The 20,018-nt window shown below is 35.8% G+C and carries 14 protein-coding genes and 1 tRNA gene; 4 read left to right on the top strand and 11 right to left on the bottom strand.

What is annotated here, in order from left to right:
* Positions 1-11: 11 nt before the first annotated feature.
* From ACOVQQ_RS11760 to ACOVQQ_RS11745, 4 genes are read right to left on the bottom strand one after another with little or no spacing between them, the layout of a single operon-like run.
* Positions 12-3,065: an efflux RND transporter permease subunit gene (locus ACOVQQ_RS11760; protein ID WP_421818366.1), complete on the bottom strand. Its 3,054-nt coding sequence runs from the start codon at positions 3,063-3,065 to the stop codon at positions 12-14.
* Position 3,066: 1 nt separating this feature from the next.
* A complete protein-coding gene (locus tag ACOVQQ_RS11755; protein WP_421818365.1) occupies positions 3,067-4,095 on the bottom strand; it encodes an efflux RND transporter periplasmic adaptor subunit in 1,029 nt (342 codons plus the stop codon).
* Positions 4,096-4,105: 10 nt separating this feature from the next.
* Positions 4,106-5,446, bottom strand: a complete 1,341-nt coding sequence (locus ACOVQQ_RS11750) for a TolC family protein (RefSeq protein WP_421818364.1) — start codon at positions 5,444-5,446, stop codon at positions 4,106-4,108.
* Between the two features lie 50 nt (positions 5,447-5,496).
* Complete coding sequence (locus ACOVQQ_RS11745; protein ID WP_421818363.1) at positions 5,497-6,114, bottom strand: TetR/AcrR family transcriptional regulator; 618 nt, start codon at positions 6,112-6,114, stop codon at positions 5,497-5,499.
* Between the two features lie 602 nt (positions 6,115-6,716).
* Between ACOVQQ_RS11745 and ACOVQQ_RS11740 the strand changes: the two genes are divergently transcribed.
* The 4 genes from ACOVQQ_RS11740 (at position 6,717) to ACOVQQ_RS11725 (ending at position 10,775) form a co-directional block, all read left to right on the top strand.
* The gene (locus ACOVQQ_RS11740) at positions 6,717-7,991 is read left to right on the top strand and encodes a tyrosine-type recombinase/integrase (protein WP_421818362.1); all 1,275 of its coding nucleotides are present in this window, start codon (positions 6,717-6,719) and stop codon (positions 7,989-7,991) included.
* A complete protein-coding gene (locus tag ACOVQQ_RS11735; protein ID WP_421818361.1) occupies positions 7,991-9,361 on the top strand; it encodes a hypothetical protein in 1,371 nt (456 codons plus the stop codon). The genes ACOVQQ_RS11740 and ACOVQQ_RS11735 overlap by 1 nt, the downstream gene beginning before the upstream one ends.
* Before the next feature lie 81 nt (positions 9,362-9,442).
* Positions 9,443-9,718 carry a helix-turn-helix domain-containing protein gene (locus ACOVQQ_RS11730; protein WP_421818360.1) on the top strand — a complete coding sequence of 92 codons (276 nt, stop codon included), beginning with the start codon at positions 9,443-9,445 and terminating at the stop codon, positions 9,716-9,718.
* Positions 9,719-9,749: 31 nt separating this feature from the next.
* Complete coding sequence (locus ACOVQQ_RS11725; RefSeq protein WP_421818359.1) at positions 9,750-10,775, top strand: protein rep; 1,026 nt, start codon at positions 9,750-9,752, stop codon at positions 10,773-10,775.
* Between the two features lie 2 nt (positions 10,776-10,777).
* Here the strand turns inward: ACOVQQ_RS11725 and ACOVQQ_RS11720 are convergent, their stop codons facing one another.
* The 7 genes from ACOVQQ_RS11720 to ACOVQQ_RS11690 all read right to left on the bottom strand — a co-directional run bounded on the left by ACOVQQ_RS11720 (position 10,778) and on the right by ACOVQQ_RS11690 (position 19,978).
* On the bottom strand, positions 10,778-12,829 hold the full coding sequence (locus ACOVQQ_RS11720) for a heavy metal translocating P-type ATPase (protein ID WP_421818358.1): 2,052 nt from the start codon (positions 12,827-12,829) through the stop codon (positions 10,778-10,780).
* 3 nt (positions 12,830-12,832) lie between these two features.
* A complete protein-coding gene (locus tag ACOVQQ_RS11715; RefSeq protein WP_421818357.1) occupies positions 12,833-13,189 on the bottom strand; it encodes a heavy-metal-associated domain-containing protein in 357 nt (118 codons plus the stop codon).
* Positions 13,190-13,215: 26 nt separating this feature from the next.
* Positions 13,216-14,430: an efflux RND transporter periplasmic adaptor subunit gene (locus tag ACOVQQ_RS11710; RefSeq protein ID WP_421818356.1), complete on the bottom strand. Its 1,215-nt coding sequence runs from the start codon at positions 14,428-14,430 to the stop codon at positions 13,216-13,218.
* A gap of 11 nt (positions 14,431-14,441) precedes the next feature.
* Positions 14,442-18,755 (bottom strand): CusA/CzcA family heavy metal efflux RND transporter, encoded by a 4,314-nt coding sequence (locus ACOVQQ_RS11705; protein WP_421818355.1) that lies wholly within the window; start codon positions 18,753-18,755, stop codon positions 14,442-14,444.
* Positions 18,756-18,852: 97 nt separating this feature from the next.
* Positions 18,853-19,179, bottom strand: a complete 327-nt coding sequence (locus ACOVQQ_RS11700; RefSeq protein ID WP_421818354.1) for a DUF6660 family protein — start codon at positions 19,177-19,179, stop codon at positions 18,853-18,855.
* Positions 19,180-19,317: 138 nt separating this feature from the next.
* Positions 19,318-19,402 (bottom strand) — tRNA-Ser (locus tag ACOVQQ_RS11695).
* Positions 19,403-19,594: 192 nt separating this feature from the next.
* Positions 19,595-19,978 (bottom strand): hypothetical protein, encoded by a 384-nt coding sequence (locus tag ACOVQQ_RS11690; protein WP_421818353.1) that lies wholly within the window; start codon positions 19,976-19,978, stop codon positions 19,595-19,597.
* Positions 19,979-20,018 lie beyond the last annotated feature (40 nt).

The following is a 20,018-nucleotide window of genomic DNA, read 5'->3' as shown; positions in this document are numbered from 1 at the left end:
GTTATAAGTATTTAATTTTTAGTGATTTCTATTTTTGGAGGAATAAGTTTATACATTACGGGAGTTACTATTCTTGATAAGATTGTAGAGCTTATCAAACCTCCGATTAATACAAGTGCAAGCGGAGATATCTGTGGATTAGGATTCATTGCAAGTGGAATTAAACCTCCTATTGCAGTTAGCGAGGTAAGTACAACAGGCAAAAAGCGTATTTCACCTGCTTTTTCGATGGCTTCTTCCAAAGGAACTCCTTCCAGCCGCAGCTGATTGGTAAAATCGACCAATAAAATGGAGTTTTTTACCTCTATCCCCGCCAATCCAATAAAGCCAACTATAGCAATAAACGACATCGGATTATCAGAAAGCCACAGCATAGAAACGCCACCGATTACCCCTAAAGGTATTACAGATAGTACTATCAGGATTCCTTTGAATGTTTTAAATTGTAAGATTAGTACTGCGATGAATAAGAAAACAGTTAGAATAATAATTGTGATAAAATTGCCGCCAAAGGCATCGCCTTCACTTTCTGCTTCCCCAGATAATTTGTAATAGTAGCCCTTAGGCATTTTCAATTGATCTAACTTTGGTACGATATCTTTTAATACATCATTTGCCAATATTCCGTCTCTTGTAGATGCGGTAATCTTTATAAAGCGGTTTTTATCAAAATGGTTGATGTTATTTGGCGATGTTACAAATTCAGTATTTGCGATTTGTTTTAACGGAATTGGTGTTCCAACGGCATTGTTAACATATAAGTTTGTTAATGCAGCGAGCGTTGTCTTATCGCTCTTAGGAATAGTTAATTCCATTTCAAAATCATCTCCCTCTTCATCAGTATAAGTTCCAATCGAGATTCCCGCAACTGCTAATCGTATTGTCTTGTCGATATCAGCTGTTAAAACTCCGAGAGTTCTAGCTTTCTCACGATTGATGTTAACTTTCAAATCTGTTTTCAGCGTGTTTAAATCGTTGTTTACGTAAATGGCGCCGGAATTTGACTTAACGATTTTTTCCACATCAAACGACAATCTTCTTAAAGTATCTAGATTGTCTCCGAAGACTCGAATTGAAATCGGAGCTTCGATGGGCGGACCTTGTTCAAAGTCTTTAATTTCGATTTTTGCAAATGGAAAATCTTTGAATTGTTTCCGTAGTTTTTCAATCAGTGCGATTTTATTCTGAGGTTGCGCATTATCCGCTAGTTGAATAAAAATTTGCGAAAAATCGTTTTTTTCTTCCTTTTGGGGTACGTTGTAATAAATTTGAGGATTTCCTTTTCCAATATTTGATGTAAAAAACTTTATCTCGTGATTTTTAGCAATTTGAGTTTCTATTAACGAGGTTATTTTTTTACTTTCCGCTAAACTTGTTTGTAACGGCATTCTAATGTTTACTAAGAATATAGGTTTTTCTGAGGAAGGGAACAGTTTAAATCCAATTACAGGGAAAAGAGCTAGAGAACCAATAAAAAGTGCTAAAGTAATTACTAAGGTGATCAGCGGCTTAGCCAAGGCTTTATGCATTAATCGCGTGTAGGTTCTGCTGATAAATTTCTGTAGATACTGAAGAAATATGTTACCCGCCGCGTCGTGATGTTCTTTTAAAATCCGGCTTGATAAAAATGGAACTAAAGTTAGTGACACTATCATAGATGCCAGAATTGTGCAGATGACGGCCATCGGTAATCCTCTGATAAACTCACCCGGCCCAGCAGGTAAAAACACTAGGGGTAAAAACGAAATTACCAGTGTTGCAGTACATCCGATAACAGCCAAGGTAATTTGTTTCGTTGCTTTCAAGGCAGCTTCCCTTTTTGTGTGTCCTTCTCTCAACCAGCGTTCAATGTTTTCAACCACAACAATACTGTCGTCAACTAAGAGACCTAGCGAAACCACAAGTCCGACTATGCTTAACTGATTTAGTGAGAATCCAAACGCATTTAAACCAATTAAACCCAAGGCCAATGATAACGGAATAGCAATCATAACTACTACCGATGCGCGTGTTCCCAGTGGTAAAAGCGTTATCAGTACTAAGCCTAATGCGATTATGAAATCGATTCCTAGTCCAGAAAGTCGTAACGCAACGTTATTAGCTTGATCAAAATTTTTGATTAGCGCAATATTTGGTGGCAGCGATTTTTCAAACTCTGAAATAATTGGCAGTGCTTTTTTTTGAGTCGTGCTAATATTGGCGCCCACTTTCTGAGCTGCCGTAACTAAAATGCAGCGGTGTCCGTTTAATCGAGTAATGTGTTTTTCTTCTTGCAGTTTAAAGTCAACTTCTGCGACTTCTTTAAGTGTAATAATTTTTCCATTTCCGTTGTAAACTACCGTGTTTTCAATAGCTTTTACATCTTCAAACTTTCCGCTTGTTTTTACATTGAATGTTTTAATACCTGCATCTAAACTTCCACCCGGAATGTTCAAGGCTTCGCTTTGCAAACTTCCAACGACAACATTTAATGGAATTTTCAATTCAGCGAGTTTATCGAGTTTTAAATCGATTCTGATGGTTTCTTCCGGCGCACCTGAAACTTTAACTTTCTTGAGATCTTTGACTTTTTCCAGTTTTTCCTTTAATTCGTCTCCGTACTTTTTTAAATCCTTGTACGAGGCGTTTTCGGAAATTAGGGCAATCTGAAAAATATTTACATCTGACGGATCTACTTTTCGGATTTCAATTTTTTGAAGGTCTTGCGGTAACTCACTGCGTAAATTGTTTACTTCTCTAATAACTTCTTGATACTTGTTGTCGACATCTTCTCCATATTTAAAGTCGACTTGAATTACGGCTAATCCATCTTCAATCGACGTCACGATTTTGTCGACGTTATCCAGCTCATATAATTTATTTTCAATTGGTTTTACTACCAATTCTTCCATATCCTTCGGACTCGTACCGGGATAAACCACAACAATAGGATAGGAGGGAGGATTTATCTGCGGATCCTCGGCTCGTGGCATCGTAAATAGCGTTACAAAACCAACAACTGCTATCATTACAAAAACTACAATGGTAAATGGGTAGTTTTTGATAGTAAAATTGGTGAGTCTCATTTTATTTGATGATTTTTATTATCGACTGTTCATTCAAGAAAGGAGAATTGGCAGTGATGATGCGTGAAACACCTTCTAGTCCTTTGGCTACAATCACTTCGTTTTCGTTGAAGCTTTCAATTTCTATGGGAATCTTCTTAACCGTGGTAGCTGAAGCGGGAACAAATACATAGGCGTTTTTGCCATTGGCTTCAATAACAGCTTCATAGGGAATGATATTGGCCGATTTATTCCGAGCAACATCGATTAGTACTTTACCGAACATTCCAACAGCAAAATCTTTCGAAGCGTTTTTAATTTTAACTTCAATTTGAAATGTTCCAGAGTTGACGTCAATAGCTCTACTTTTTTGAGATACTATTCCCGAGTAAAGTTTTCCATTAACATCAATCTGGCTTTTGTTTCCCTCAGTGATTAGCGACCAATCGCTTTCAGAAACTCCAATTTTTATGATCCAATTTTTCTGGTCCGTATTTTCATTGATTGCAAGCACCGGAAAACCGCCTTGAACAATTTCTCCTTCGTTCACTAATTTTTTAGTAACAAATCCAGAGGTAGTTGCAATAATGAACGCATATTTTTTATTGAAATTTGCTTGCTCTAGCGTTTTTTCAGAAATCTCGAGCAGTGTTTTCGAGTTTTGTACCTGCTCTAAGGTCGCCACACTGTCTTGATATAAATGGTAAACTCGAGTGTAATCTCTTTTACTCTTTTCGTAGCCCAATCTTGCTTGTGAAACCTGTGCATCGATTTCAGTTAATTTGAGTGTAGCCAGTAGCTGTCCTTTTGAAAACGATTGTCCTTCACGTACCAAAATACGATCAACTACGCCACCAATTTTAAAAGCTAGTTTGTTTTCATTTTCAGTTGCTAGTAAGCCAGTAGCTATAACATTTTCATTACTGAATGAACTTTGTAAAGTGATTATTCTCACGGGAATAATTTCCTTGTTTTCAATTGTTTTTTTTGAGTTTGTGCACGACAATACAGCGATTAGCGGAATCACAAACATTAAATTACGCGTTGTCATTTTGTAGTTTTTAAAAGTTAATGGTGTAAGTTGCATTAGCCCGTTCCAATTCGGCGTAAGCAATCCAAGTTTCATAAAGTGCTATGTTTGAGTTAAGCAGTGCATTTATGTATTGGTTTTGGGCGTCTAGAAGTTCGATGTAAAGTGCTTGACCTTCTTTATAAAGCTTCGAAACATCGTCGTTGTATTTTTTTGCAGCAATATTTTGACTCTTCTCCGATTTATAGATTTCTAGTTTTGAGTTTAGATTATTCCTACTTATCTCATATTGGAGCAGGAACTGCTGCTTTACATTCTCGGTTTGCGATTTGATGCTTTTCGCTTCTTCTTCAATTTGTTTTAGCCTGTACTTGTTTTTATTTCCCGAGAAAATGTTCCACTCTAAAGCAATACCTCCAAAATAATAGCGCGACTGCTCAGTAACCTCAAAATCAAAATCTTGATAGCCCACATCTAAGAATCCGCTTAGCTTCGGAAACCACGCAGATTTTGTTAGTTTTGATACTGCAGTATTTATTTCGGCCGCTTTCTGAAGTTGAGTAAACTCTTCTCTTTTTTGAGTGTTTTCGGAATTAAAATCAGTGGGAATTGCAGAAAGGCTGGAGTCGATTTCAATTTCGGTGTCTAATTTTTGATTGATTAGAAAATTGAAATACGCTTGTGCATTCTTGCTGTTTTGATGAGCTTCTTCCAGCTTAGCTTCAATACGTTTTACCTCGTTATCACTTCGTAAGACAGCGGTGCGATTGATTTTTTGATTCGCAAACAACGATTGATTTACCCTTTGGTTTTCTTTAGCGAGTTTTAAAGCGGTTTCGTAGATAGTTATTGCTTCTCTCGACTGCATGTATTTGAAATATGCAACCTTGATATCCTTAACCAATTCTCGTTTATAAATGTCGATTTCCACTTTATAAAGTTGGTTTTGATACGTTTTAATACGCTTGTTGTAAATGATTTCGTAATTCAGCAGCGGAACCGTAGTGTGAATTTTTGCGTCATAGAAGTTATTCGGATTGATAAGTACCGATTGATTTTCTAAGCGTGGAAAAACATTCGAATTAGTTAATTGATTTAAAGTACTGTATACCGGATTTAGCAGATCACCAATGGGAATATCTATGGTTCTTCCTCCATCGGCAACTGTATAATTAGCATTAAACGAGGTAGTTGGATAAAAAAGACTGTTGGCTTCTTTCAATGCCCAGATACTTTTATTGATGTTGAAATTGTATTGCTTAACAACCTCGTTGTTTTCAAGACCGATTTTGATGTAGTTGTCGAGTTTACTTTGAGAATAGCCAAGCATCCCAAAACAGAGCACCGAATAACTGATAAATAAATACTTCATTGTACGTTGTTTATATTATGAACATTGTTCAAATTATTAGACAAAAAAAACTATAACTTCTCTAAGATTTTTAAAAACTCTTTGTATCCATCGTATAGAATGGTGTCCGGATTATCAAATTTCACGCCCTTTGTGCGCTGTCTAATTTCTAGGCAACACATGCCGTGCACTAATCCCCATATCATAAAAGATAGTGGTTCTAGCGAATGTCCGCTGAAATGTCCGTTTTCCATACATTGTGCGACTGTATTTTTTAGTGCTCCAAACGTGTTAACGCCTTCGTTCCAATCTTCTTTTTCAGAACTTTCGATAGATTCCATGGGCGCTTTAACGTTAAACATCAGGTCATACATTTCCTGATTTTCAAGGGCAAACTTCATGTAAGTGATTCCCATCTTTTTCAATCGTTCCATAGGATCTTCAATGCTAAACAACTCTTGAAAATAACCGCCCAATTCTTGAAATCCTATCGAATGCAAATCGTGAAGTATGGCATTTTTATCTTTAAAATACACATAAACTGTCCCTACGCTGTAATCGATCTCATCCGCTATATTTCGTATAGTGGTTTGTTCAATTCCCTTTTCAATGAAGAGCTTCTTCGCACCTTTTAAAATCAGTGTACGTAGTGCCTCTTTCTCCCTTGCTTTTCGATCTGCAATAGTCATGGTACAAAAGTAAAACTATTTTTTGAACAACGTTCATTTTTTTAAAATTTTTGGCTGAATTGTAAGATTTTTGGTTGACCTTAGCTTATTTAATATTGAAAACCAGAAAGTTAATAGCCGGACTCTAAGTACGTAGTTTAATTCAATTCAAAACCACATACACCAACAATGCCGATTTTTCTTAGCAAATAGAGACTGTTTTTAAAATGGAATTTGTAGGTGAGCGGGTAATATGGAAATGCTCGCAAACTGATACTGGGTTTCCTCCGAAAAAAAAAGTTGATGAATTCCATTGATCCCAAACGGGTAGAACCAGCAGCCAAAACCCAAAAGTTTTGCAAACTTTTGGGTTTTTATGCGCTTTGTCAGCTTGTAAATGAAATTTGCGCTGCCAAACCGCATAAAAAAACCCAAAATCTTCCGATTTTGGGTTTCTGCTGCGGAGAAAGAGGTATTTGAACCTTATATATTTTGATATAGCCAATTTTAACAAACTCCTTTATTGTCAATAACTTCAGCGTAATGTTAATATTTAATATAACTCAAATATAGTATTAAATCATACCTTTACTGTCAACTAAACTGTCAACTGAGAGAAATTTATGAGAAGTACATTCAACTTAAAAGAGCCTAACAAGGATAAGGAAAGTTTGATTCTGTTTTCAGCCTATTTCAAAATGGAAGGGCGCAAATTTGTCTACTCAACAGGTGAAATGATTCATCCTGAAGATTGGGATTTTGAAAACAGACAGCCTAAGAACCTCAACGGAAGAACAGAATCAGCTAACAGGCTGAGAGGAATCAATAGGCAATTAGAGCGTTATTCAAACTTCTTTTCTGATTTGATACAGAAGTATAAGCTTTCTAATAGGGATATAACTATTGCCGATATTAAAGATGATTTTGATATTGAATTTAAGCGCACTACTGCCATCTCAAGCAAATTTTTTGAGGTTTACGATTTGTTTCTAACCGAAAGGAAAAGTGATTTCACGGATGAAGCTAATTCTGAAACTACAATAAAACGATATGAGTACAACAAAAAGCTGCTTTTCGACTTTCAAACCTTCAACGGCAAAAAGATTAATTTTAATCAAATAGACAAAGTTTTTTATAATTCCTTTATTGAGTTTTCAATCTCAGAAAAAAAGCACTCAGCAAATACGGTTAGAAGAAATGTTGGATTACTCAAAACATTCCTTTATTGGGCAACCGAAAACAATCACACTTATAAAATAGATTATCAAAAATTCAAATCGCCAAAATCTCAATTGACAGATGAGGTTGCATTGACTTTGGAACAGGTTCAGGAAGTCTTTGAGTTTGATTTCAGCAATAACAAAAGATTAGAGCGTGTTAGAGATTTGTTTGTGTTTGGTTGTGCAACCGGAATGAGAATCAGTAATTATTCCGATGTACAGGAGAAAGATATTCAGGATGGATTTATAAAGGTTAGGGATAAAAAGAACACTGATAAAGCTTTGGAAATACCGTTAAATGATTTCTCTATTTTCCTTCTGAAAAAGTATGAGTATAAACTACCAATTATATCCAATCAGAAGTTTAACGATTATATCAAAGAAGTGTTTCAAACCATAGGATATAATCAAAACATCAAAAAGACGGTGAAAGTTGGGAAAGATATTATAGAACAAGTTAATCCACTTTTTGAAAGGATTTCATCACATACAGCACGAAGAAGCTTTATTACGATTATGAAGAACAATAAAATCCCTGATAAGGTAATTATGAGCTATACAGGTCATAGAAGCTTAGAAGTGTTTAACAAATATTATAAGCCAAACAATGATGATAAAAAAGACTTTATGACATCGGTTTGGAAAATGGAAAAAGTGCAACTTAAAAAAATAGATTAATGGCAGCTATTCAGAAAACTTTTTATGTTGATTATTTAGAAGAAATTGAAGTTTGTGGCTCAAAATTCTTTTCTTTTAACGGAGGAGCATTTCAGTTGCCTTATGACATTAAACCTGCTGACGGAGAACATAATTATTCAGTGTGTTCGGGATGTACAAAACAACGTGAATATATAATCAATGAAATAATAAGAGTTTATAAATTTCCTAATTGTTGTGAGTGGCACAAAAAACTGCATCAGTTAAGGGAATTCAAAATGTCTGATTTTACAGGAATTGAGGGAAGTGTTGCCGATAAGATAATGTTTACTCATCAATTTGTAATTAACCATATTGAGAACGATGATTGGTTTGAAGATTTTGAGAATTATTTTGAATATGTGGTTGACAGTCTTGGTAGTTTTCCAAATGGTTACGGCTCACCGTACGCATTTAATAACTTTTGCGGATTTCTACCGGACTTAGTTGAAGGTATAAAAGATAAATACCAATATAACAAATTGCCGAAGGAAGAAATAGATAGGAGAATAGATTGTATATTGAATCATATAAACAATTCTTTCTATCCGATTGAAGAAGAGAAAAAGATAGCTTCAACTTCCAACGTAGGAAAAGATATGAATCTATTACTGTCTACTTATAATAAATGGTATAAAACTTTTCCGTTTGAACTCTCTTATTTTAAGCCGCTGCAACAAAAGTACAGCAGGACATTGCCAATTTTGGATGGCAGTATCAGATATAATAAATACACCGGATTAACTACTGCAAAGCTTCAGAAAAAGGAGAATTTCACTCAATTTTTAGTACAGCTGACTAAGAATATTATAACAAACATAAACGGACTGAGATTATACGAAAAAGGATTACTGACAGATGCTCAAAATATTCGATTTGAATTAATATTGAAAAATAGAGATTTAGAGTTATCTGCTATAAATTCGGTTAAGGGAATAGACACAAAAGGATATATTAAAATTCTCAAAAATTGGTTTAAGTCCGAAAAGAAATTCATTGAAGAAATTACACCCATTATAGAAAATACAAATACGAAAAAACTAACAGATTCTATTAGACCTAATAGGACTGATTTAGCTTATTTTATATATTATCTCTCGGAAACAAAGCAATCAATTCTAAAAAATACTTTTCCAAGTGATGCAGCTTGGAAGGAGTTTGGAGAGTTACATAATAAAAATAGTAAAAACATACAGCAAGTCTATAATGAAATAACTAAGGATAGGAATTTGAGATTAGCGAAATCGAAAATTGGCAATATTAATTACGTTATTGACAATATGTTGTCGACTTATGGTAAGGCTTCAGATTTGGCAAAAGATGAACTTAAATTGGCTGAATTAAATTCATAGTACCTACTACATAGTTACTATTGGGAGTATAAAATAGCTCAACAAAATAATATTGTGCTTACAATTCTAAATATAAGCACAATGAACAATCCCTTTGAGATAATCGAACAAAGATTATCAAACATCGAAAACCTTCTGTTGGATATTAAGCATAAACCAACAGAAGAAGACAAAGCCGAAAATCTAACGGTAAAAGAAGCCTCTGAACTGCTAAAGGTTTCTGAACAATCAATACACAATTACATCAAAAGAGGTTTTTTACCGGCTCAAAAAGTTGGTAGAATCCTGCTTATAAAACGTATTGATGTTGAGCAATCGCTCCAAGAAGTGAAATCCCTAAAGTACAAAAGAGCCTAAGCCTCAAAGCTAAGGTAATAATCTGCCGGAAATGGGAAACATCTATACATTAGGACAAAACGGGACAAATAAAACGGGACAAAGACCGGTTTTTATTTCAGGAAATGGCTCTGACCTTAGCAATGATGAGGTTTTGAGAGGAAGGGCAAAGCGCAAATTTATCACTCAAAATATGATGCTAAACCTGATGGATGTAGCGAAAGAAAAAGGCGATAATGAAAAGCAAAAGGCATATTGGAATACCTACTACTGCCAAAATCGGGTTACAAGTGTTGATGGTCGTTTATATGGTAACTACTGTAAAAATAGATTTTGTACTCTTTGTTGCAGTATTAGGAAAGCCGAAATCATAAACAAATATTATCCTGTTATACAGACTTGGGAAGAACCGCATTTTGTAACACTGACAGTCAAAGCTTGTAAAGCTAATCAATTGAAAGGTTACATTAAATCAATGATGACTACATTTAAACAAATTGCAGATAAATATAAAAAGCAACATCAAAGAGGTACAGGAATAAAATTAGTAGGCGTAAAATCTTTGGAATGTAATTTCAATCCAATAAAAAAAACATACAACCCCCATTTCCATATCATTGTAGCTAATAAGCAAATGGCATTAACAATAATTCAGGAATGGCTAAATAGAAGTAAAAAGGGATATACTAATAGACAAGCTCAGGATATGCGTAAAGTATTTAATGTAGAAATCGGATTGATTGAAATAATCAAATATGGAAGTAAAATATTTACTGAACCGGATATAAAGAAAAAAGGAGATAGTGCCTCTTATCAAATCTATGTTTCTGCTTTGGATAACATTCTAACAGCAATGAAAGGAATCCGAATTTTTGAGCGATTTGGGTTCAATGCTGAAAAGAAAGAGCAAATTATCGTTAAAGAACCTCAACGAGTTATTAACTCTGAGCAATGGGAATATAATTCACAGCTTTTTGATTGGCAAAATACAGCCACAGATGAGGTTTTAACCGGATATAAGCCAAAACCTCAGCTAACAGCTATATTGTCAAATTGCATTGATATAACTTCACAATAAAGTTAGAATTTCATTCGTTGGATTCTAACTGCATTTAAGATAGCCAATAATGCTACACCTACATCAGCAAAAACCGCTTCCCACATAGTAGCCAAACCACCTGCGCCAAGAATTAAGACAATCCCTTTTACTACGAAAGCCAATGTGATGTTTTGCCAAACTATCCTTTTGGTTTGTTTACCGATATTAATTGCCATTGGGATTTTACTCGGCTTATCATCCTGAATAACAACATCAGCGGTTTCAATGGTCGCATCACTACCTAAACCACCCATCGCAATACCTACATCGCTCAAAGCAACAACCGGAGCATCGTTTACACCATCACCAACAAAAGCAACGGTTTCATTTTTGGCTTTGATTTCTTTGACTTTATTCACTTTATCTTCCGGCAATAAATCCCCAAAAGCATTAGTAATACCTAATTTATCAGCTACAAACTGAACAACGGTACTTTTATCGCCACTTAGCATAGTGGTTTTTACATTCAAAGCCTTAAACTTGTTAATTGATTCCTGAGCATCTTTTTTGATTATATCGGCTATTGTTATATAACCAACAAACTTTATATCGTAGGCAACAGCTATGAGCGTGTAAACGATTGAATTTGGGTCAATATCGTATGAAATAGAATGTTTATCCATTAGTTTAAAGTTACCCACTAATAAGCTTTTCCCGTCAATGGTTGCTTTCAGTCCTTGCCCTGCAATTTCTTCTACTTTTCCGAGTTTGATAGAAGAATCAACTTTGCCAACAAATTCGTGAATGGCAGTAGCTACCGGATGAGTGCTTTGGCTTTCTAAGGCATTGACCATTTGCAGTATTTCCTTTTCCTTAAACTGCTTATCAAATACCACTTCCTGAACTTTGAAAACACCTTCAGTCATTGTTCCGGTTTTATCCATCACAACATTTTGAACACTGGCAATCACATCAAGGAAATTACTTCCTTTAAATAATATTCCGTTTCTACTCGCTGCACCAATTCCTCCAAAATAGCCCAAAGGGATAGATATTACTAAAGCACAAGGGCAGGAAATAACTAAGAATATCAAAGCTCTATACAACCAACTTGAAAAGATGTAATGCTCTACAAAGAAATAAGGCACAAAAGCTATCAATACTGCCAATAAAACCACAATAGGAGTATAGATTTTGGCAAACTTCCTGATGAATAATTCAGTAGGTGCTTTTTGCGCTGTGGCGTTTTGCACCAACTCTAATATTTTGGATAATTTACTATCTGTATAAGCTGTGGTAACTTTTATCTGAGATACTTTGTTGAGGTTAATCATTCCGGCTAAAACCATATCGCCTTTGGACTTTGTATCGGGTTTGCTTTCGCCTGTTAGGGCTGCTGTGTTGAATGAAGCTGAATCAGAAAGCAATTCACCATCCAAGCCTAATTTTTCACCCGATTTCAATTGGATTATATCACCAATTTTGGCATTGGCAGCTTTGATAATTTGCGGAGCAGAATCGATCAAAATTGTTACCTCATCAGGTCTTTGGTCTAATAAGGATTTGATGTTGGCTTTTGCCCTTGTTACGGCTAATGTTTGGAAAACCTCACCAACGGAATAAAACAGCATTACAGCCACCGCTTCGGGATATTCGCCAATGGCAAATGCTCCAACAGTGGCAATGACCATCAAAAGAAATTCGGAAAAGATTTCACCTTCCTTAATACTTTCAAATGCTTCTTTTATAACCGGAAAACCAACAGGGATATAAGCTACTACATACCAAACAATCCTTATCCATCCTGTAAACCAATCAGCAGCAAAAACATTGTCAAAGCCTATGGCAGTTAAAAGCAATACCAAAGAAATGATGGAAGGGAAAAACATTTTGAAAGTGCTTTCATTTGCCGAATGACTATGTTCGTGGTCGTGTCCATCACCCTCAGAATGTTCGTGCTTTTTTTTGCTTTTAGTGGAACAGCAGCTTTCATCCTGAATCAAATCCTTTGCACCGGCTTTGGTATAAATTTTTTCTTCCTGAGTGCAACAAAGCTGCTTTCCATTAGCATCGTATTTATGTTGATGTTTCATAATTTATGCTTTACAGCAACCATCTAAGGAAGCCAATCCTTCTTCAGTAGCTTTTACCTCATCAGCATCATAGCCTAATTTGGCAATTCCTTTTTTGATTTCCAATAAAGTCGTTTTCTTTGGATTGAAATAGATGGTAAAAGTTTGAGCTTTATCATCAAGTTCATACATTTTCACTCCGTTTATTTTTAGCATTTCAGTTTTGAATTTCAATCCGCAGGTTTCACATTGCTTACAGTGGTCGCAATGTAAAGTTGTTTTGATTACCGCTTTTTGGTTGCTCTTTTGAGCCATTGCTGAATTGGAAATAAACAGCATTACAGTCAAACAAAAAATAGATTTTAAAATTGTAGTTTTCATAGTGTATTGATATAATTAGTAATTTATTAATGTTCGTGTTCGCCACCGCCTTTAGATTGTGCCAATAGATAATAAGCACCTTTAATAACAATTTTGGCATCTGAAGGGATTTCTTCAATTAATTTTACTTCAGTATAACCTAAATCAGTCGTGCCTATTGCTACCTCAACGGCTCTGAAGTGTATTTCTTTGGGTGCTTCTTCTCCTTCTTTGTGTTCGTGTTCTTCAGCTTCTTTTTTCGGTGCTTCTTCGTGTCCTTCTTCCTGAATGTAGATAAAATACTTATCGCCATTTCGCACCACAGCATCTTTAGGCAATGCCGGAACGGTTTGATTTGAAATATTGATGTTTGCTGCTACATACATTCCCGAAATCAAATCTTTGGTGCTGCTCGTTATTTTGGCATGAACGGCAACTGTTTTGCTTTCATTGGAGAAAGATTTATTGATTCCGAAGATTTTCCCTTTGATGGATTTATTGGATTGATTAGTCAATACAAAATCAACTTCCTGACCAATTGAAATTTTGCCTAAATCCTTTTCAAACACATTCAAATCGAGGTGCATCTGAGTATTGTCAACAACCTCAAACAATGTTACACCAGTTTCAGCAAAAGCACCTTTGGTAATACTGATTTTACCAACATAACCGCTAATTGGAGCAACAATAGGCACTAAAGAAGTATTACCGTTTGGACTTACATTCAACGCTTGTAATTTGTTTTTGGCTGCCTGAGCTTTGGCTCTTTCTGATGCCAATTTTGACTTTACTTCCTGAAATGCTTTTCGTGGATTTACATTTTCATCGGTAAGGGTCTTTTGGCGTTTAAATTCCTGCTCCAAATATTCTATATTGGCAACGGCTGACTGATATTCTTCCTGCATTTCGGAAACCTCAAGATTTTGGATTGTAGCCAATGTTTTGCCCTTAGTTACAAATGTACCTTCCAAAACAAAAATATCCTTGACAACGCCGCCAATCAGCGTAGAAATATCAGCCCTGTTTTGTGGCGGTACTACTGTATAACCATTGGCTTTGATAATGGTGTTGAGGTTCTTCATTTCAATACTACCGGTTTCAATGCCAATTGTTTTCGCTTGTACTTCGGTCAGTGCTACTTCCGTTTCTGACTTTTCTTCTTCGTGTTCTTCAGCAGCTTCTTTTTTGCCACAGGAAACGAGCAGGAATAGCGAAATTGAAAGTATAAATAGCGATGATTTATTTATGATTATATTTTTCATTTTACTTGTTATTAATTGTTAAGGATTGATGGAAACTGCAACTGTATTGCACTCTGATTGAAAAGATTAACCGCTTCAGCATTTTGTTTCTTTATATCAATAGCCTGATTTAAGAAGCTGATGTATGACCAATAGCTCATATCACCATTGGCATAGCTTTTTTGGGCTGTATTGATGATTTGATTGGCATATTCCAAACCTTCATTTTGATAGTAGTCAAGAGCTTTTTTCTGTTTGTCATATTCGCTTTGCAATTCTTCTTTTTTCAACTTCAGGGTTAGTTTATTTCTGTCCAACATCAATTGGGATTGTGAAACGTTGATTTCTGATGCTTTGGCTTTGGCTGTATTAGCCCCACCAAACAAAGGAATCTGTAAACCGGCTGTAAATCCCTGAAACATTGATTTAGTGTCAATGGTTTGGGCAAAATATCCTAATCCTAACTTTGGTGTTCTTTGGGCTTTGAAAACATTCGTTTCCTTTTGATTGAGTAAAACCTGTTGGGAATAATAATCATTTACCAAACCATCTGCCTTTGAATTGCCGTCTAAAGTGTTTTTGTATTGCAATGCAGAAGCAGTATCGGGGATTATTGTATTATCGCTTTGCACGAAGTATTGCAATTGTTTCTGATAAATAGCCAAATCATATTCAATCTGTGCTTTGGCAGTTTCTATTTCCTTTACTTTGGCTTTGGCACTGATGACTTCGATTTTACCGCTTTCTCCGGTTTCAAAACGCAATTCAGCATTTTTGAGAAACTTAGTATATATCTCATTCAATTCATTGTTGAGTTTTTGCAATTCAATTCCGTATAAATACTGATAGTAAGCCAATGTTACAGCCTTTTCAATCTCAAATTCAGATAGTGCTTTTTTCTTTTCTGCCAAGTTTGCCAATTCTTCCTGTAACTGCCTGTTAGCTTTAGTGATTTTCCCTATTGGGAAATACTGCTGAACAGATACATTGTGGTCATAGGCATCACTATTGAATTGTCCACCCTGATATTGAATCTGTAAAGGGTCAGCCTGAAAAGCTCCCTTTTTAAGTGCTTTCTGCTTTTCAATTTCCTTATCAGCTATTTTCAAAGTGCTATTGTTCTTTTTGGCTAAATCAACAGCCTGTTCTAATGTTACTGTTTGAGGATTCTGAGCAAAAGAAAAGGTACTCAATAGCAGTATCACAACTGTAATGATTGGAGTTTTCATATTTTTTCTTCTTTTGATTTTTGTTTCAAATAATAAATAAAGTATTGGTAATACAATCAGCGTTAAAAGTGTTGCAGAAAGTAAACCACCAATTACAACTGTTGCCAAAGGCTTTTGAACCTCAGCACCACCGCTTGTGGATAATGCCATTGGCATAAATCCTAAAGATGCCACAGCTGCGGTCATTAATACAGGGCGTAACCTTGTTTTTGTTCCGATTAAAACTCTTTGCAATGGGTCAGTGATGCCTTCTGTTTTAAGCTGATTGAAATAGGATATAAGCACAATTCCATTTAAGACGGCTATACCAAACAAAGCAATGAAACCAATTCCGGCTGAAATGCTAAATGGCATCCCTCTTAGCCACAATGCAAAAACACCACCAATAGCAGAAAGCGGAATAGCTGTAAATATCAAAAGGGATTGTTTGATGCTGTTGAATGTAAAGTACAGTAACACTAAAATCAAACCTAAAGCAATAGGAAGTGCAACCGATAGCCTTTTATTAGCTTCGATGAGGTTTTCAAACTGACCGCCATAAGTAATATAGTAACCGGCAGGAAGTTTGAAGTTTTTATCCAACTTAGATTGAATTTCTTCAACTACGCTTTTAACATCCCTTCCACGAACATTTAAACCGACAGTGATTCTTCGTTTCCCATCTTCACGCACAACCTGAACAGCTCCCTGCTCATAGCTTATTGATGCTACTTGTGAAAGTGGGATTTGTTGTCCATTTGGTAAAGGAATAAATAAATTACTAACATCTGAAATATCAGCCCGATTATCTTTGTTTAACCTTACTACTACATCAAAGCGTTTGTTTTCTTCGTAAATTTTCCCTGCGCTTTCTCCGGCAAATGAGGAACGAATAATTTGATTGATGTCGCTAATATTTAATCCGTAAAGGGCTATTTTGTTGTAGTCATATTTTACAGTGATTTGTGGCAACCCTGCTACCTTATCGGCTTTCAAATCGCCAATACCTTCAATAGATTTAATTTTGCTTGTAAGTTCTTTGGCTTTATTTTCTAAAACCTCTAAATCATCACCGAAAATCTTAATAGCTACATCACTCCTGCTTCCGGTCATAAGCTCATTGAAGCGCATTTGTATTGGTTGTGAAACTTCGATGTTCGCTCCAGGAATCGCTTCCATTTCCTCTTTCATCAAATTGGCTAAATCTTCCCAATTGTCGGCAGAAGTCCATTCGCTTTTATCCTTCAACACAATAATCAAATCGCCACTTTCAATAGGCATTGGGTCAGTTGGAATTTCACCGCTTCCTATTTTTGCCACTATGGTTTTGATTTCAGGAAATTTCGCCTTTAGAATCTTTTCATATTTGGTTGTGGTTTCTACCGTTTGACTTAATGAGCTGCCTGTCATTATTGTAACATTTAAAGCTAAATCGCCTTCCTCAATTGTTGGAATAAATTCACCACCCATATTTTGAAAAGTAAATAGGGCTAATGCAAACAAACCAACTGAAATCAATAAGACAGCTCTTTTCATTTCTAAAGCCTTATTGAGCAATGGAGTATATTTACGCTCAAACCAAGTCATCATTCTATCACTGAAATTGGCTTTATGTTCAGTGTTTTTGGATAAGAACATTGCACTCATCATTGGTACATAAGTCAACGACAAAATAAATGCTCCAATAACAGCAAAGCCAACTGTCATAGCCATTGGTTTAAACATTTTACCTTCCGTTCCAACTAAAGCTAAGATTGGCAGATAAACAATTAGAATGATGATTTCTCCAAAGGCTGCGCTATTCCTGATTTTGGATGCCGATAAATAAACTTCGTTATCCATTTCGGTTTGTGTTAGCTCTTTCTTCCTTTTGAGTTTAGATAAATGGTGCATAGTAGCTTCAACTATAATTACTGCACCATCGACAATGATTCCGAAATCAATAGCTCCTAAACTCATTAGATTACCGCTAACACCGAAGTAATTCATCAGGATAACAGCAAAAAGCATTGATAATGGAATTACTGAAGCAACGATAAGCCCTGCACGAAGGTTTCCAAGAAATAAAATCAATACAAATATTACAATTAATGCTCCTTCAATGAGGTTTGTGGTGACAGTTCCAATGGCATTATCCACTAATTTACCTCTGTCAATAAATGGTTCAGCAACAACTCCTTCAGGTAAGCTCTTATTGATTTGTTTCATACGCTCTTTTACTCGCTCAACCACTGCGCTTGAGTTTTCGCCTTTGAGCATTAGAACCAATCCACAAACTATTTCACCTTTTCCGTCTTTGGTTGATGCGCCATAACGCAAAGCAATACCTTCACGAACTGTTGCCACATCCCGAACCAAAACAGGTGAACCGTTTCTGTTTTTAATAACCACGTTTTGCAAATCACTTATCCCTGAAGCCATTCCGACACCACGAATGAAATAAGCATATTGGTCTTTTTCTATGTAAGCTCCACCGGTATTTTGATTGTTTTTTTCCAAAGCATCAAAAATCTCAGTTATGGTTACACCCTGACTATTAAGCGTATTGGGATTTACTGCAATTTCGTATTGCTTTAGTTTTCCACCCCAACTACTAACCTCAGCAACACCTTCAACACCTTGCAATTGCGGAATGATTATCCAATCCTGAATGGTTCTGAGCTTAATAGCATCATATTTATCTTCGTAGCCCTTTTTGGCATAAACATCATATTGGAATATTTCACCAAGTCCGGTAGAGATAGGAGCTAACTCAGGTGAACCGGCATATTTTGGGATGTTTTCTTCAGCATCTTTGATTCTTTGGAAAATTTGCTCCCTTGCCCAATAAATATCCACATCATCTTTGAATACTACTGTTACCACAGAAAGCCCAAAGCGTGAAATACTTCGCAACTCGACAACTTTAGGGATGGTTTTTACAGATTGTTCTAATGGATATGTAATTAACTGCTCAACTTCCTGACTTGCTAAAGTTGGTGCGGTTGTAATAATTTGCACCTGATTATTGGTAACATCAGGCAAAGCATCAAGCGGTAATTGCTTAATGGAATAACTACCCCAAGCCAAAAGCACAAGGGTAAAAAGTAGTATAACGAACTTGTTCTTTATACTGAACTGTATAATTTTATCTAACATTGAAAAATATATAATGAATTAGAAAATAAGCAAATAGGATATTTGCCATTGTTCGTGCTATCGCACAACTTTCTAACCCGAAATTACTCGGGTTTCATTATACTATCTGAGGTGGTTGCCAAATACTTCCGTAGAAATTGGAATGTAAAGCTGAGGTATAAATTGAAATAGACGATTGAATTTGTTCAAACTGAACCGGAAAATCATAAATGATTGTTGGAACATAAGTCAGTGTTACCCCTGCACAGCAATTACAAATACAAAACGGTGAGCATAAATCATTCTCTCTATTATGGGAATGATTTTCTTTTTCTGATGAACAAGTAACTGTTTTATGCGCTGCACTATCGCTCTCAATATCCACGCAAGGCGTAGCTGAGAGCGCAAAGATGTAAATGGATAATATGACAGTTAAAAATTTCACTGTTGTAAATGTAAAATTATTTTTTAGAAAATTATGATTATTGATGCTTAAACGATGCTTAAAAAACAAAGAACTGTCAACTACATTGTCAACTAAAAAGCAAAAGCCCCAAATAACGGGGCTTTACAATGTTTCAAGCGGAGAAAGAGGGATTCGAACCCCCGGACCTGTTACAGTCAACAGTTTTCAAGACTGCCGCAATCGACCACTCTGCCATTTCTCCAATAAAAGCGCATCATTTTCGTAATGCGAGTGCAAATATAGACAAAAAATCGATTTTCAAAACTAATTTCAAAAATAAATCCCTGTAAACGCAGGGATTTTTTTAACGCTTTGATAAGTTCCTTTAAATCAATTTTTTAGAAATTTGGCTTCACAAGTAGCTTCCAAAACACACCGAAAAATACCGTTTTCCCTAATCCTTATGCTTCCCATGTCCTTTTTTGTGACCACGCGCTTTGGAATAATGACGTTTAGCATGCTGCTTTTTGTAATACACATATGGTCTGTCTCCGCGATAATTCTCCACACAAACTACCTTGCCACGAGCAAAATTGTAATTCTTGTAACGCGCCGGAAGTACCTTTGTACGCACCCAATTTCCTCGCGATACATATAAGTATTGTGCCGCGGGAGCATCATAATACACATTGATTTCCGGTAAATAATAATACTGAACCGCCACCGGAGTAGGTGGAATCCACGCCGGAGTTCCCACATTAATTTGTACCTGAACCTGCGAAAATACCGTTCCACCGAACAGTAAAACAAGCAACATCGTTATTCGTATCGTTTTCATAATTATGCTTTTAGAAATTTATACCAAGTTAATGCCACAA

The organism is Flavobacterium sp. (assembly GCF_049240005.1).
Lineage (GTDB): Bacteria > Bacteroidota > Bacteroidia > Flavobacteriales > Flavobacteriaceae > Flavobacterium.
Note: the sequence above shows the minus strand (reverse complement) of the source record. Positions and strands in the feature narration are given on the sequence as shown.

Bases quoted from the DNA above. Each gene is read 5' to 3' on its own strand.
- ACOVQQ_RS11750 (WP_421818364.1), bottom strand. From the start codon at position 5,446: ATGAAGTATTTATTTATCAGTTATTCGGTGCTCTGTTTTGGGATGCTT.
- ACOVQQ_RS11715 (WP_421818357.1), bottom strand. From the start codon at position 13,189: ATGAAAACTACAATTTTAAAATCTATTTTTTGTTTGACTGTAATGCTG.
- ACOVQQ_RS11730 (WP_421818360.1), top strand. From the start codon at position 9,443: ATGAACAATCCCTTTGAGATAATCGAACAAAGATTATCAAACATCGAA.
- ACOVQQ_RS11760 (WP_421818366.1), bottom strand. From the start codon at position 3,065: ATGAGACTCACCAATTTTACTATCAAAAACTACCCATTTACCATTGTA.
- ACOVQQ_RS11705 (WP_421818355.1), bottom strand. From the start codon at position 18,755: ATGTTAGATAAAATTATACAGTTCAGTATAAAGAACAAGTTCGTTATA.
- ACOVQQ_RS11690 (WP_421818353.1), bottom strand. From the start codon at position 19,978: ATGAAAACGATACGAATAACGATGTTGCTTGTTTTACTGTTCGGTGGA.
- ACOVQQ_RS11740 (WP_421818362.1), top strand. From the start codon at position 6,717: ATGAGAAGTACATTCAACTTAAAAGAGCCTAACAAGGATAAGGAAAGT.
- ACOVQQ_RS11720 (WP_421818358.1), bottom strand. From the start codon at position 12,829: ATGAAACATCAACATAAATACGATGCTAATGGAAAGCAGCTTTGTTGC.
- ACOVQQ_RS11745 (WP_421818363.1), bottom strand. From the start codon at position 6,114: ATGACTATTGCAGATCGAAAAGCAAGGGAGAAAGAGGCACTACGTACA.
- ACOVQQ_RS11725 (WP_421818359.1), top strand. From the start codon at position 9,750: ATGGGAAACATCTATACATTAGGACAAAACGGGACAAATAAAACGGGA.
- ACOVQQ_RS11755 (WP_421818365.1), bottom strand. From the start codon at position 4,095: ATGACAACGCGTAATTTAATGTTTGTGATTCCGCTAATCGCTGTATTG.
- ACOVQQ_RS11735 (WP_421818361.1), top strand. From the start codon at position 7,991: ATGGCAGCTATTCAGAAAACTTTTTATGTTGATTATTTAGAAGAAATT.
- ACOVQQ_RS11710 (WP_421818356.1), bottom strand. From the start codon at position 14,430: ATGAAAAATATAATCATAAATAAATCATCGCTATTTATACTTTCAATT.